Origin of the sequence: Citrobacter sp. CK181, from assembly GCF_030333595.1 — a bacterium.
GTDB lineage: Bacteria > Pseudomonadota > Gammaproteobacteria > Enterobacterales > Enterobacteriaceae > Citrobacter_B > Citrobacter_B koseri.
Window position 1 is genome coordinate 358,584 of the sequence record NZ_JAOWFN010000013.1, and the last position, 13,417, is coordinate 372,000.

Consider the following 13,417-nt stretch of genomic DNA (forward strand, 5'->3'; position numbering starts at 1 on the left):
GGTGGTGACGCATAAGATGGAAAAAGTCATGTTGTCCTTTGACAAAGTCAGTGCCCACTACGGCAAAATCCAGGCGCTGCACGAGGTGAGCCTGCATATTCGTCAGGGAGAAATCGTCACCCTGATTGGCGCCAACGGCGCGGGTAAAACCACGCTGCTCGGCACGTTATGCGGCGATCCGCGCGCCACCAGCGGTCGGATTGTGTTTGATGGTAAAGACATTACCGACTGGCAGACGGCGAAAATCATGCGTGAAGCGGTGGCGATTGTCCCGGAAGGGCGTCGCGTTTTTTCTCGTATGACGGTAGAAGAGAACCTGGCGATGGGCGGTTTTTTCGCCGAGCGCGACCAGTTTCAGGAGCGCATTAAGTGGGTTTACGCGCTGTTCCCGCGTTTGCATGAGCGTCGTATCCAGCGTGCGGGCACTATGTCCGGCGGTGAACAGCAGATGCTGGCGATTGGCCGCGCATTGATGAGTCAGCCGCGTTTGCTGCTGCTGGATGAACCGTCCCTGGGTCTGGCGCCGATCATCATCCAGCAGATTTTCGATACCATCGAACAGCTGCGCGAGCAGGGAATGACCATCTTCCTCGTCGAGCAGAACGCGAATCAGGCGCTGAAGCTGGCGGATCGCGGCTACGTGCTGGAAAACGGTCATGTGGTGCTGGAAGATACCGGCGATGCGTTGCTGGCCAACGAAGCGGTGCGCAGCGCATATCTCGGAGGCTGAACCGTCTGTGTGCCCGGTGGCGCTACGCTTACCGGGCCTACTCGATCCTGTAGGCCGGATAAGGCGAAGCCGCCACCCGGCTTTTTGTTTTTTGTACGTTTTAGTTGTACAATTTATGTGTACTTAAAAGGAGGCTATATGCGTACAATGAACTATAGTGAGGTACGGCAGAACCTTGCCTCTGTGCTTGATTCTGCTGCCACGGGTACGCCGGTGACGATTACGCGTCGGGGGCATAAATCTGCGGTTATCATCAGCGCAGAGGAGTTTGAACGTTATCAGACAGCAAAACTGGATGCTGAATTTGATGCCATCATGGGCGTTCACGGCGACGAATTAAGAGAACTGGCCGATAAATGACACTTCAATTTATCTCAGCGGAAGAGATAATCCGTTTTCATGACAAATTATTGAGCGTAACGCCCGGCGTTCCGGGAATGCCGGACCCTGGGCGGGCTGAAGCGCTGTTGTACCGTGTTTTAAATAAATACGAATACGAAAGTATTACCGATGTCTGGATCCTTGCGGCGATGCATCTACTCGCTATTTCTCGTGGACATATTTTTAACGATGGTAATAAGAGAACAGCATTATTCATCACATTGCTGTTTCTCAAACGTAACGGTATCTTTCTGGCTGCTAATCCCGATTATGTTGATATGACAGTCGAAGCTGCCGCAGGACGTCTGTCGCTAGAGGAAATTGTACAGCGTTTGCGTCGGTAGCCGCCGCCCGGTGGCGCTACGCTTACCGGGCCTACATATTATCTTCACCATTCCATCATCTTCTTATCATCCTGCTGACGTTTGGCTGTCATTTATTTGTAACTAAAAAGTTATTTTTCTGTCATTCGCGCATGTCATGTTACCTCGCGAGCATAAAACGCGTGATATCGCGCATCCGGCACAACAAGAGAGATAAGCGAATGACATCGTTACGACATACAGCGTTAGGACTGGCGTTAAGCCTGGCATTCGTGGGAAACGCCATGGCCGTTACCACCATTCCATTCTGGCATTCTATGGAAGGCGAGCTGGGGAAAGAGGTTGATTCTCTGGCGCAACGTTTCAATGCGGCCAATCCTGATTACAAGATTGTGCCGGTGTATAAGGGCAACTATGAACAGAGCCTGAGCGCGGGTATCGCCGCGTTTCGTACCGGCAACGCTCCGGCGCTGTTGCAGGTTTATGAAGTCGGCACCGCGACTATGATGGCGTCGAAAGCGATTAAACCGGTCTATGAAGTGTTCAGCGACGCGGGCATCAGTTTCGATGAGTCGCAGTTTGTACCGACGGTGTCCGGTTACTACACCGATTCCAAAAGCGGACATCTGTTGTCCCAGCCGTTTAACAGCTCCACACCGGTGCTGTACTACAACAAAGACGCTTTCAAAAAAGCCGGTTTAGATCCAGAGCAGCCGCCGAAAACCTGGCAGGATCTGGCGGAGTACACCGCGAAGCTGAAGGCGGCGGGAATGAAGTGCGGCTACGCCAGCGGCTGGCAGGGCTGGATTCAGATTGAAAACTTCAGCGCCTGGCATGGTCTGCCGGTCGCCACCCAAAATAACGGCTTTGACGGTACTGACGCGGTGCTGGAATTTAACAAGCCGGAGCAGGTGAAACATATCGCGCTGCTGGAAGAACTGAACAAGAAGGGTGATTTCAGCTACTTCGGGCGTAAAGACGAATCCACTGAGAAGTTCTACAACGGCGATTGCGCCATCACCACCGCCTCTTCCGGTTCTCTGGCGGATATCCGCCACTATGCCAAATTTAATTACGGCGTAGGCATGATGCCTTATGACGCAGACGCCAAAGATGCGCCGCAAAACGCCATTATCGGCGGGGCGAGCCTGTGGGTGATGCAGGGTAAAGACAAAGAGACCTACACCGGCGTGGCGAAATTCCTCGACTTCCTGGCGAAGCCGGAAAATGCCGCTGAATGGCATCAGAAAACCGGCTATCTGCCGATCACCAAAGCGGCTTACGATCTGACCCGCGAGCAGGGATTCTATGATAAGAACCCCGGCGCGGATATTGCCACGCGCCAGATGCTGAACAAGCCGCCGTTGCCGTTCACCAAAGGTCTGCGTCTGGGCAACATGCCGCAGATCCGCACCATTGTGGATGAGGAACTGGAAAGCGTGTGGACCGGGAAGAAATCCCCGCAGCAGGCGCTGGATGCCGCCGTTGAACGTGGTAATCAGCTGCTGCGTCGCTTTGAGCAGTCAACGAAATCGTAACGCATGATATGCCCGGAGGCGCTGCGCTTACCGGGCCTACAAGACCGTAGGCCGGGTAAGGCGAAGCCGCCACCCGGCACTGTTCAGGAATCAAATCTTCATGTCATCATCCCGTCCGGTGTTTCGCTCGCGTTGGCTGCCGTATTTGCTGGTTGCGCCGCAACTGGCGATCACCGTCATTTTCTTTATCTGGCCTGCGGGCGAAGCGCTCTGGTATTCGCTGCAAAGCGTCGATCCGTTTGGGCTGTCCAGCCAGTTTGTCGGTCTGGATAACTTTGTCGCCTTATTCCATGACAGCTACTACCTCGACTCCTTCTGGACGACGATGAAATTCAGTGCGCTGGTGACGGTAAGCGGCCTGTTGGTCTCGCTGTTTTTCGCCGCGCTGGTGGATTACGTGGTACGCGCAAGCCGCCTGTATCAAACGCTGATGCTGCTGCCTTACGCCGTTGCGCCAGCGGTGGCCGCCGTACTGTGGATCTTCCTGTTCAACCCCGGGCGCGGGCTAATCACCCATTTTCTTGCCGGGTTCGGCTATGACTGGAACCATGCGCAACACAGCGGCCAGGCCATGTTTTTGGTGGTGTTCGCTTCAGTCTGGAAGCAGATTAGTTACAACTTCCTGTTCTTTTTTGCCGCGTTGCAATCCATTCCCCGCTCGCTGACGGAAGCGGCAGCGATTGATGGGGCGGGTCCGGTTCGGCGCTTCTTTAAACTTTCGCTACCGCTGATTGCGCCGGTGAGTTTCTTCCTGCTGGTGGTCAATCTGGTGTATGCCTTCTTCGACACCTTCCCGGTGATCGACGCCGCTACCGCAGGCGGACCGGTACAGGCGACGACCACGCTGATTTATAAGATCTACCGCGAAGGCTTTGCCGGGCTGGATCTCTCCGCCTCTGCCGCACAGTCGGTGGTGCTGATGTTCCTCGTCATCATTCTGACGGTTATCCAGTTCCGCTATGTGGAAAGTAAGGTGCGTTACCAATGATTGAGAACCGTCGCGGGCTGACGATATTCAGCCACACTATGTTGATTCTGGGGATTGTGGTGATCCTGTTTCCCTTGTACGTCGCCTTTGTGGCGGCGACGCTGGACAACAGCGCGGTGTTCGATACGCCGATGACGCTCATCCCCGGAACGCATCTGCTGGAAAACATGGCAACGATCTGGGTTAACGGCGTGGGCGTGAACAGCGCGCCGTTCTGGCTGATGATGCTTAACAGTTTCATCATGGCTTTTGGCATTACGGTGGGGAAAATTACCGTTTCTATGCTGTCGGCGTTTGCCATTGTCTGGTTTCGTTTTCCGCTGCGTAATCTGTTTTTCTGGATGATCTTTATCACCCTGATGCTGCCGGTTGAGGTGCGTATTTTCCCGACGGTGGAAGTGATCGCCAATCTGAAAATGCTCGACAGCTACGCGGGTCTGACCCTGCCGCTGATGGCCTCAGCGACTGCCACCTTTCTGTTTCGCCAGTTCTTTATGACGCTGCCGGACGAGCTGATTGAAGCGGCGCGCATTGACGGCGCTTCACCGATGCGCTTTTTCCGCGACATCGTGCTGCCGCTGTCGAAAACCAATCTCGCGGCGCTGTTCGTCATCACTTTCATCTACGGCTGGAACCAGTACCTGTGGCCGTTGCTGATTATTACCGACGTTGATCTCGGCACCGCCGTTGCGGGGATTAAAGGCATGATCGCCACCGGGGAAGGCACTACTCAGTGGAATCAGGTGATGGCGGCGATGCTGCTGACCCTGATTCCCCCCGTCGTTATCGTTTTAGCCATGCAGCGCGCGTTTGTACGCGGCCTGGTGGACAGTGAGAAGTAGGAAATTTTATGGCTGGTTTGAAATTACAGGCAGTAACCAAAAGCTGGGACGGCAAAACCCAGGTCATACAGCCGTTAACGCTGGATGTGGCGGATGGCGAGTTTATTGTGATGGTTGGGCCGTCCGGCTGCGGTAAATCGACGCTGCTGCGTATGGTGGCCGGGCTTGAGCGGGTAACGAGCGGCGATATCTGGATTGACCGCCAGCGCGTTACGGAGATGGAGCCGAAAGACAGGGGCATTGCGATGGTGTTCCAGAACTACGCGCTCTACCCACACATGAGCGTAGAGGAGAACATGGCGTGGGGGCTGAAGATTCGCGGCATGGGCAAAGGGCATATTGCCGAACGGGTGAAAGAGGCGGCGCGGATTCTGGAGCTGGACGGTTTGCTCAAACGCCGTCCACGCGAGCTTTCCGGCGGCCAGCGCCAGCGTGTGGCAATGGGACGTGCGATTGTGCGCGATCCGGCCGTCTTCCTGTTTGACGAGCCGCTGTCCAACCTTGACGCTAAATTGCGCGTCCAGATGCGCCTTGAGTTACAACATCTGCATCGCCGCCTGAAAACCACCTCGCTGTACGTGACGCACGATCAGGTCGAAGCGATGACGCTCGCCCAGCGGGTGATGGTGATGAACAAAGGCGTGGCGGAGCAAATCGGTACGCCGGTAGAGGTGTATGAGAAGCCAGCCAGCCGCTTTGTGGCGAGCTTTATCGGCAGCCCGGCGATGAACCTGCTGGAGGGGCGCATCAGCGCCGCAGGCACCCATTTTGAGCTGGAGAGCGGGATGGCGCTGCCCGTTAACTGGAACTATCGTCGCTATGCCGGGCGGAAAATGACGCTGGGTATCCGTCCTGAGCATATTGCGCTAAGCTCGCAGGCGGAAGGCGGCGTACCGCTGGTGATGGACACGCTGGAGATGCTGGGGGCGGATAACCTGGCGCACGGACGCTGGGGCGATCAAAAAATGGTCGTGCGGCTGGCGCATCAGCAACGTCCGACGGCAGGTGGCACGCTATGGCTGCATTTGCCGGAAAATCATCTGCATCTTTTCGATGGCGAAACAGGACAACGAGTATGAGTAACTGGCCTTATCCCCACATCGTCGCGCATCGCGGCGGCGGAAAACTCGCACCGGAAAACACGCTGGCGGCGATTGACGTGGGGGCGCGGTGCGGACACACGATGATTGAGTTTGACGTGAAGCTGTCGAAAGACGGCGAGATCTTTCTGCTGCATGACGACAACCTGGAGCGCACCAGTAACGGCTGGGGCGTGGCGGGGGAAGTCAACTGGCAGGATCTGCTGCGCGTTGATGCCGGGAGCTGGTTTAGCGGCAAGTTTAAAGGCGAGCCGTTGCCGCTGTTGTCTCAGGTAGCGGAACGCTGCCGCGAGCACGGCATGATGGCGAATATTGAAATTAAACCGACGACCGGCACCGGGCCATTGACGGGGCGAGTGGTGGCGCTGGCGGCGCGGGAGCTGTGGTCTGGAATGACCGCGCCTTTGCTTTCATCGTTTGAAATTGATGCGCTGGAAGCGGCGCAAAAGGCGGCGCCAGAGCTACCGCGCGGTTTACTGCTGGATGACTGGCGTGACGACTGGCATACGCTGACGACCTGGCTGGGCTGCGTCTCTGTTCATCTCAACCATAAATTGCTTGATGAAGCGCGGGTAAAAGCGCTCAAGGCGGCGGGACTGCGCATTCTGGTTTACACCGTCAACAAACCCCAGCGCGCGGCGGAACTGCTGCGCTGGGGCGTGGACTGCATCTGTACCGATGCCATTGATGTGATTGGGCCGGATTTTACTGCGGCGAGTTATTGAGCATATCGCCACTCTGTCGCTGGGGCAGCAGATGTTGCTGACCGCTGCTCTGGCGGGTTCCACCGCTTAACATCCCGCCATTGTTGTTTGGTAAAACCTGCTCACGCACCTGGCCCTGCTGGACCCGCTGCGCGTTATTGTTCATCTGCGTTTGCAGATGCTGTTGCTGAAGCTGGGTCTGCGTTTTTAACTGCTGGTTAAGCATCCCTTTCTGCTGGGTCTGCTGCGTCTGCATTTGGGTTTGCATCCGCTGTTGACTCGGGATCTGATACCCCGGCTGATTCGGGTTATTCATGGTGTTGATGGGCTGCGCAAAGCCGGAAAACGGCAGTAGCGCCGCTAAAATTAAGAGTCGTTTCATCGTCTTTCCTCCTCTGGGGGGATCTATTAAGTTTACTCCTTTCCCGCCGCAACGATGATTATTTCAGAGTTATGCACCAGGCTTAGTGGGGGGCTGACCCCGTATCTCTGGAGAATAACGATGATGAAACCGACGTTTTTGCGCCGGGTAGCCATTGCTGCTCTGCTCTCAGGAAGTTGTTTTAGTGTTGTTGCCGCGCCGCCTGCGCCACCTCCGGTGTCATACGGTGTTGAAGAGGATGTTTTCCACCCTGTTCGTGCGAAGCAGGGGATGGTGGCATCCGTGGATGCGATGGCGACCCAGGTTGGCGTCGATATCCTTAAGCAAGGGGGAAATGCCGTCGATGCGGCGGTTGCCGTTGGCTATGCGCTGGCGGTGACGCATCCGCAGGCAGGGAACCTCGGCGGCGGGGGTTTTATGCTGCTGCGCACCAAAGACGGGAACACCACGGCGATCGACTTCCGCGAAATGGCGCCAGCCAATGCCACCCGCGATATGTTCCTGGACGATCAGGGCAATCCTGACAGTAAAAAATCGCTGACGTCGCACCTGGCGACCGGTACGCCGGGCACCGTGGCTGGATTCTCGCTGGCGCTGGAGAAATACGGCACCCTGCCGCTCAACAAAGTGATACGCCCGGCGATGAAACTTGCGGATGAGGGATTCGTCGTCAACGATGCGCTGGCGGATGACCTGAAAACCTACGGTAGCGAGGTGCTGCCGAATTATGAAAACAGCAAGGCCATTTTCTGGAAAGACGGCGAACCGCTGAAGAAGGGCGACAAGCTGGTGCAGAAAAACCTGGCGAAAAGTCTGGAGATGATTGCTGAGAATGGCCCGGATGCCTTCTACAAAGGGGCAATAGCCGACCAGATCGCACAGGAGATGCAGAAGAACGGGGGGCTTATCACCAAAGAGGATCTGGCGGCTTACAAAGCGGTAGAACGTACGCCGATTAGCGGCGATTATCGCGGGTATCAGGTCTTTTCGATGCCGCCTCCGTCCTCCGGCGGCATTCATATCGTGCAGATCCTCAATATCCTTGAAAACTTCGACATGAAGAAATACGGGTTTGGTAGCGCCGATGCCATGCAGATAATGGCTGAAGCGGAGAAATATGCCTATGCCGATCGGTCGGAGTATCTCGGCGACCCGGATTTTGTGAAGGTGCCGTGGCAGGCGCTGACCAGTAAAGCGTATGCGAAATCCATCGCCGATCAGATAGATATCAATAAAGCCAAACCGTCCAGCGAGATTCGCCCCGGTAAACTGGCGCCGTATGAAAGCAATCAGACCACCCACTTCTCGGTGGTGGATAAAGACGGCAACGCGGTGGCCGTCACCTACACCCTGAACACCACGTTTGGCACCGGGATTGTGGCGGGAAACACCGGGATTCTGCTCAACAATGAGATGGATGACTTCTCCGCGAAACCTGGCGTACCAAACGTTTACGGTCTGGTGGGCGGCGATGCTAACGCCGTAGGGCCGAAGAAACGTCCGCTGTCGTCAATGTCGCCGACCATTGTGGTGAAAGACGGCAAAACCTGGCTGGTGACAGGCAGCCCTGGCGGTAGCCGGATTATTACCACCGTGCTGCAAATGGTGGTCAACAGCATCGATTTCGGGATGAATGTCGCTGAGGCGACCAACGCACCGCGTTTCCATCATCAGTGGCTGCCGGATGAGCTGCGCGTGGAAAAGGGCTTTAGCCCGGATACGCTGAAACTCCTGGAACAGCGTGGGCAAAAAGTCGCGCTGAAAGAAGCGATGGGCAGCACCCAGAGCATCATGGTTGGACCGGATGGTTCGCTGTACGGCGCGTCTGACCCGCGCTCAGTCGATGATTTAACAGCGGGGTACTAAGGATAACGGCCCTCTTCGGTGGAAGAGGGCTTATCAGGAAGTTCTGGTTGTAACCTTGTTTTTCAACAGCATTATTCTGCACGGCGATTATGGTACGTTATTGTCAGTATCAGTATTCTTGATTAGCCTGTATCCTTTTTCAGATACGCGATAGTAAGGCATGGACTTATGCCCACTATCTTCAATATTTACCAGACCCTCGCTAGCCAATTTATTCACAATATTAACGACATTGCTGAACCCCGGGATTCTTTTCATGGAAAGCGTGCGATCCAGATTCATCCAGTTCCAGTTAATATCTTTTTCGGCCATAACTTTTAGTACGTTAAGTTCAGTTTCAGTTATCATAGTTAAGTGCATCCTGGTGGTATAAGTCGTCAACTGTTCCCTTGAGTCTGTAATCTTCCAGCGTGGCTGTATGGGCATGATTCCATAGATTATATCCTGCATCCCCCTCAGGCTGCCCAAATTCCCATCCCAGATTACAGTAGCGCTGATATTCTCGGCATTCATGAGTATAGTAATTCAGATCGACCTGTTCTGGAGGTATTTTCCCTTTTTCAATGTCTTCCAACCTGCCGAACATTACATCATTTGCAGGATCATGAACGAACCTGGAAATATGTTTCTCAACTGTAGCGATACCTTTACTGTTAATAATGACACCATCAGTTGTCAGGCTCTCTATTGGACCTCCGGCAAGCTCGGGATCGAATGTTCGTCCTGATGCAGTTCCCCAGGCACCGAACTGCTCCAGTTCTTCTAATTCAGGAAGTTTCATTCTTCCCATAGTTAAGCTGGCAGCTATTGAAGCTCCAAGAATCAGCAATCCTTTGTTATCCATAACCTGCTCGTAACCCGCTGGAGCAACGCCTCCCAACTTTTCTGCCGTTTCCCTGAAACCTTCGATATTCCCGTTGTAGATACCTCCGGCGGCAAGCAATCTGCCAACCCCTTTGCTGCTTAACGTTTTGAGGCTATTATCTGCGGGTGTTTTTGGACGGGGGATAAACAGGCGGTTGTAGTTCTCGGGCAACGCCAGGTAGCTGAATTCAGTGTTGGCAATAAGGTGTTTGCAGAGGATATATTCATAGCTGATGGTTATTGTTTCTGTATCTAAATTATTTTCGCTGAATTGGTGTTGGATACCTGATAGAAATGCTCCCCGCAGTTGAATATAATGATACTTCTCCCATCTACCGAATCTATTGATGCGGTAGAAATAAAACTCCATATACAACTATTGTCAGGTAGACAATATTTCCCATTATTACCTTATCCTTTAATAACGGCATGCTAAATGTATTAGCCGTGAATCCTTTCTTTATTATCTGTTTACGCTCTATTCTCAGATTCGTATACAGAGTTAATAAATGTTTTCACTTTAGCCAAATATTATTGAGGATATTCTGAATTGGGCAGGACTACTTTTAATTACGGGATATTCCCCTCTCCTGGAGAGAGGGGAGGCGAAAATTACTTCATCCGCGCCATAAAGTATGCGTCGACATACTCACCGTTACGCAGTGCGTACTTCTTGCCGGTGCCTTCAATCTCAAAACCATGCTTCTTGTAGACCGCCACGGCGGGTTCATTATCGACAAATACCGTTAGCTCGATACGCTCCACGCGCAGCCAGTTATCGCACATATCGATCATGGTACGGAGCAGCGCGCTGGCGACCCCACGGTTTTGCCACTGCGCATCAACGCTGATGCCAAAATCGGCGACATGGCTGCGGCGCGGACGCTGGATGACCGCAATGGTGAGATGTCCAACGACAGTATCGTCAATACAGGCGACCAGCTGTTTGATGCCGGGCTGGTCGGCTAGCCGCTCCTGCCACATCGCACTGGAAGGATGAGGAACCTGTAGCGTGTTGTGATACACCTCCGGCTGGGCATGGATCTGACGAATTGCGTCGTAATCTTTTGATTCCGCGTGGCGTATCACTATCTCACTCATTTCTGTGTCCTTAGCAGATTAAAAGTCCTTTTAAACATCATTGACTTTAAAAACGGAGTCAACTGCATTTTTTTGCAAAAAGTATTGGACAAGTGCGAATGAGAATGATTATTATTGCTCTGCGTTCAGGGAGACCCTTGCGGAGAACCTGAAAGCACGACATTGCTCACATTGCTTCCAGTATTACTTTAGCCAGCCGGGTGCTGGCTTTTTTTTTGAGCTGGGTGTTCGGCCTGGCTTACTTGTCATTTTGTCCCCGGGAAGTGCTCGTGCTCCTCACGTACATTTAGTACGCTCCGGGCCCTGCGCGCTTGCCGTGAACAAACTGACCGCGACGCCGACGACCGATCTTGAGGCTTCTTCTTTTGTAGGCCGGATAAGGCAAAGCCGTCATCCGGCAATGGCTCTTGTGACGCCGGATGGCGCTTATGCTTATCCAGCCTACGATCGTTTCACCGCTATTTCCCACATGTTGTTTGCGCTATGGTGTATGCAATCACCTTTCAAAAAGGACACTCCCATGACCTTACACTGCGCATTTATTGGATTTGGTAAAAGCACCACCCGCTACCATCTGCCGTATGTTCTTAACCGTAAAGGCAGCTGGCATGTTGCGCATATCTTCCGCCGTCACGCGAAGCCGGAGGAGCAGGCGCCGATCTACTCGCATATTCACTTCACCAGCGATCTTGATGAAGTGCTGAACGATCCGCAGGTAAAACTGGTGATCGTCTGTACCCATGCGGACAGCCATTTTGACTACGCCCGGCGCGCGCTGGAGGCGGGAAAAAACGTGCTGGTGGAAAAACCGTTTACGCCAACGCTTGCCGAGGCGAAAGTGTTGTTCGAACTGGCGCGGAGCAAAGGGCTGACCGTCACGCCGTACCAGAACCGCCGCTTTGACTCCTGTTTCCTGACTGCCAAAAAAGCGATTGAGAGCGGTAAACTGGGCGAGATTGTTGAAGTTGAAAGCCACTTTGATTACTACCGACCGGTTGCGGAAACCAAACCTGGCCTGCCGCAGGACGGCGCGTTTTACGGCCTCGGCGTGCATACGATGGATCAAATTATTTCGCTGTTCGGACGCCCGGACCATGTGGCCTATGACATCCGCAGCCTGCGCAATAAAGCCAACCCGGATGATACGTTCGAAGCGCAGCTGTTTTACGGCGATCTGAAAGCCATCGTTAAAACCAGCCATTTAGTGAAGATCGATTACCCGAAATTTATCGTTCACGGCACCAGAGGCTCGTTTGTGAAGTACGGCATCGACCAGCAGGAAACCAGCCTGAAGGCCAATATCATGCCCGGCGAACCGGGGTTTGCGGCGGATGATTCTGTCGGCCTGCTGGAATACGTTAATGACGAAGGCGTGACGGTGAAAGAAGAGATGAAACCGGAGGTCGGCGACTATGGCCGCGTTTATGACGCCCTGTTCGAGACCATTACGCATGGCGTGCCGAATTACGTCAAGGAATCTGACGTTCTCACCAACCTTGAGATCCTTGAGCGGGCGTTTGAACAGGCGTCTCCGGCCACTGTAACCCTTGCGAAATAAACAAAATCAACGCCTCTGGGCTTGTTCATAATTTTTGAACAGAGGAGTCAATTTTCACCCTCTATGATCCCGTCTGGATTGGGTTCACACTTACTCCATCGAAAACATCTGGGGGTGAATACAATGATCTACTTACGCAAAGCAAACGACCGTGGTCATGCGAATCATGGCTGGCTGGATTCCTGGCATACTTTCTCTTTTGCAAACTACTATGACCCTAACTTTATGGGCTTCTCGGCACTGCGCGTGATTAACGATGACGTTATTGAAGCAGGACAGGGCTTTGGGACGCACCCGCATAAAGACATGGAAATCCTGACCTATGTGCTGGAAGGCGCAGTGGAACACCAGGACAGTATGGGTAACAAAGAGCAGGTTCCTGCCGGTGAGTTCCAGATAATGAGCGCCGGGACGGGCATTCGTCACTCGGAATACAACCCGAGCAATACCGACCGCCTGCGTTTGTATCAGATTTGGATCATGCCGCAGGAAAACGGGATTACGCCGCGTTACGAGCAGCGTCGTTTTGACGCCGTACAGGGCAAACAGCTGGTGCTGTCGCCGGATGCGCGCGACGGTTCGCTGAAAGTGAATCAGGACATGGAGCTGTACCGTTGGGCGCTGCTGAAAGACGAACAGTCTGTACACCAGATCTCCGCCGAACGCCGCATCTGGATTCAGGTGGTGAAAGGTAACGTCACCATTAACGGCACCAAAGCGTCTACCAGCGATGGTCTGGCGATTTGGGATGAGCAGGCGATCTCCATCCATGCCGACAGCGATAGCGAAGTGTTACTGTTCGACCTGCCGCCAGTTTAAAAATACACGTCATCCTTCAAGCCGCATCTTTGTTGGCTTCCTGGCTTACTCCGGTCGCGTACTTGATGTACGCTTCCGGGGATTTAATGAGGGACATCCTTGTCCCTCACCAGAGGCAACCTTCGGTTGTTCAAATTCGTTCCTGACGAATTTGTCACTGCGTCGCCGCCTTGATGCAACTCGAATGATTTAGTGTATTTCTCACAATACAAAAACAACCT

15 protein-coding genes are annotated in these 13,417 nt (G+C 53.6%); 11 read left to right on the forward strand and 4 right to left on the reverse strand.

Annotated elements, in window-relative coordinates:
- Positions 1 to 16: 16 nt before the first annotated feature.
- The 8 genes from livF to ugpQ all read left to right on the forward strand — a co-directional run bounded on the left by livF (position 17) and on the right by ugpQ (position 6,627).
- On the forward strand, positions 17 to 730 hold the full coding sequence (gene livF, locus OGW17_RS13035; protein WP_047463875.1) for a high-affinity branched-chain amino acid ABC transporter ATP-binding protein LivF: 714 nt from the start codon (positions 17 to 19) through the stop codon (positions 728 to 730).
- A gap of 138 nt (positions 731 to 868) precedes the next feature.
- The gene (locus OGW17_RS13040) at positions 869 to 1,090 is read left to right on the forward strand and encodes a type II toxin-antitoxin system Phd/YefM family antitoxin (RefSeq protein ID WP_047460592.1); all 222 of its coding nucleotides are present in this window, start codon (positions 869 to 871) and stop codon (positions 1,088 to 1,090) included.
- Positions 1,087 to 1,455 (forward strand): type II toxin-antitoxin system death-on-curing family toxin, encoded by a 369-nt coding sequence (locus OGW17_RS13045; RefSeq protein WP_047460595.1) that lies wholly within the window; start codon positions 1,087 to 1,089, stop codon positions 1,453 to 1,455. The genes OGW17_RS13040 and OGW17_RS13045 overlap by 4 nt, the downstream gene beginning before the upstream one ends.
- A 200-nt stretch (positions 1,456 to 1,655) precedes the next feature.
- Entirely contained in the window at positions 1,656 to 2,972 is a 1,317-nt protein-coding gene (ugpB, locus tag OGW17_RS13050; RefSeq protein WP_024131025.1) for a sn-glycerol-3-phosphate ABC transporter substrate-binding protein UgpB, read from the forward strand.
- Positions 2,973 to 3,072: 100 nt separating this feature from the next.
- Positions 3,073 to 3,960: a sn-glycerol-3-phosphate ABC transporter permease UgpA gene (gene ugpA, locus OGW17_RS13055; protein ID WP_024131024.1), complete on the forward strand. Its 888-nt coding sequence runs from the start codon at positions 3,073 to 3,075 to the stop codon at positions 3,958 to 3,960.
- Positions 3,957 to 4,802, forward strand: a complete 846-nt coding sequence (gene ugpE / locus OGW17_RS13060) for a sn-glycerol-3-phosphate ABC transporter permease UgpE (RefSeq protein WP_047460601.1) — start codon at positions 3,957 to 3,959, stop codon at positions 4,800 to 4,802. The genes ugpA and ugpE overlap by 4 nt, the downstream gene beginning before the upstream one ends.
- 8 nt (positions 4,803 to 4,810) lie before the next feature.
- The gene (locus OGW17_RS13065; protein ID WP_012135556.1) at positions 4,811 to 5,881 is read left to right on the forward strand and encodes a sn-glycerol-3-phosphate import ATP-binding protein UgpC; all 1,071 of its coding nucleotides are present in this window, start codon (positions 4,811 to 4,813) and stop codon (positions 5,879 to 5,881) included.
- Positions 5,878 to 6,627 (forward strand): glycerophosphodiester phosphodiesterase, encoded by a 750-nt coding sequence (gene ugpQ, locus OGW17_RS13070; RefSeq protein WP_071259334.1) that lies wholly within the window; start codon positions 5,878 to 5,880, stop codon positions 6,625 to 6,627. The genes OGW17_RS13065 and ugpQ overlap by 4 nt, the downstream gene beginning before the upstream one ends.
- On the opposite strand, the gene OGW17_RS13075 is transcribed toward ugpQ, so the two are convergent.
- Positions 6,608 to 6,988: a DUF2756 family protein gene (locus tag OGW17_RS13075; protein WP_012135554.1), complete on the reverse strand. Its 381-nt coding sequence runs from the start codon at positions 6,986 to 6,988 to the stop codon at positions 6,608 to 6,610. The two genes, ugpQ and OGW17_RS13075, sit on opposite strands and share 20 nt — an antisense overlap.
- Before the next feature lie 120 nt (positions 6,989 to 7,108).
- On the opposite strand from OGW17_RS13075, the gene ggt reads away from it, so the two are divergent.
- Positions 7,109 to 8,854 (forward strand): gamma-glutamyltransferase, encoded by a 1,746-nt coding sequence (gene ggt / locus OGW17_RS13080; RefSeq protein ID WP_049009224.1) that lies wholly within the window; start codon positions 7,109 to 7,111, stop codon positions 8,852 to 8,854.
- 87 nt (positions 8,855 to 8,941) lie between these two features.
- Here ggt and OGW17_RS13085 read toward each other — a convergent pair whose 3' ends face one another.
- From OGW17_RS13085 to yhhY, 3 genes are all read right to left on the reverse strand, one after another.
- Positions 8,942 to 9,202, reverse strand: coding sequence for a MarR family transcriptional regulator (locus OGW17_RS13085; RefSeq protein ID WP_071259335.1), 261 nt, complete (start codon positions 9,200 to 9,202; stop codon positions 8,942 to 8,944).
- On the reverse strand, positions 9,192 to 10,094 hold the full coding sequence (locus OGW17_RS13090) for an Hcp family type VI secretion system effector (RefSeq protein WP_225622037.1): 903 nt from the start codon (positions 10,092 to 10,094) through the stop codon (positions 9,192 to 9,194). Before OGW17_RS13090 ends, OGW17_RS13085 begins: the two co-directional genes overlap by 11 nt.
- 236 nt (positions 10,095 to 10,330) lie before the next feature.
- The gene (yhhY, locus tag OGW17_RS13095; protein ID WP_071259337.1) at positions 10,331 to 10,819 is read right to left on the reverse strand and encodes an N-acetyltransferase; all 489 of its coding nucleotides are present in this window, start codon (positions 10,817 to 10,819) and stop codon (positions 10,331 to 10,333) included.
- 520 nt (positions 10,820 to 11,339) lie between these two features.
- Here yhhY and OGW17_RS13100 point away from each other — a divergent pair.
- Together OGW17_RS13100 and yhhW are read left to right on the forward strand one after the other, a co-directional pair.
- On the forward strand, positions 11,340 to 12,377 hold the full coding sequence (locus tag OGW17_RS13100; protein ID WP_049012101.1) for an oxidoreductase: 1,038 nt from the start codon (positions 11,340 to 11,342) through the stop codon (positions 12,375 to 12,377).
- A gap of 123 nt (positions 12,378 to 12,500) precedes the next feature.
- The gene (yhhW, locus tag OGW17_RS13105; protein WP_012135544.1) at positions 12,501 to 13,196 is read left to right on the forward strand and encodes a quercetin 2,3-dioxygenase; all 696 of its coding nucleotides are present in this window, start codon (positions 12,501 to 12,503) and stop codon (positions 13,194 to 13,196) included.
- The last annotated feature ends 221 nt before the right edge of the window (positions 13,197 to 13,417 follow it).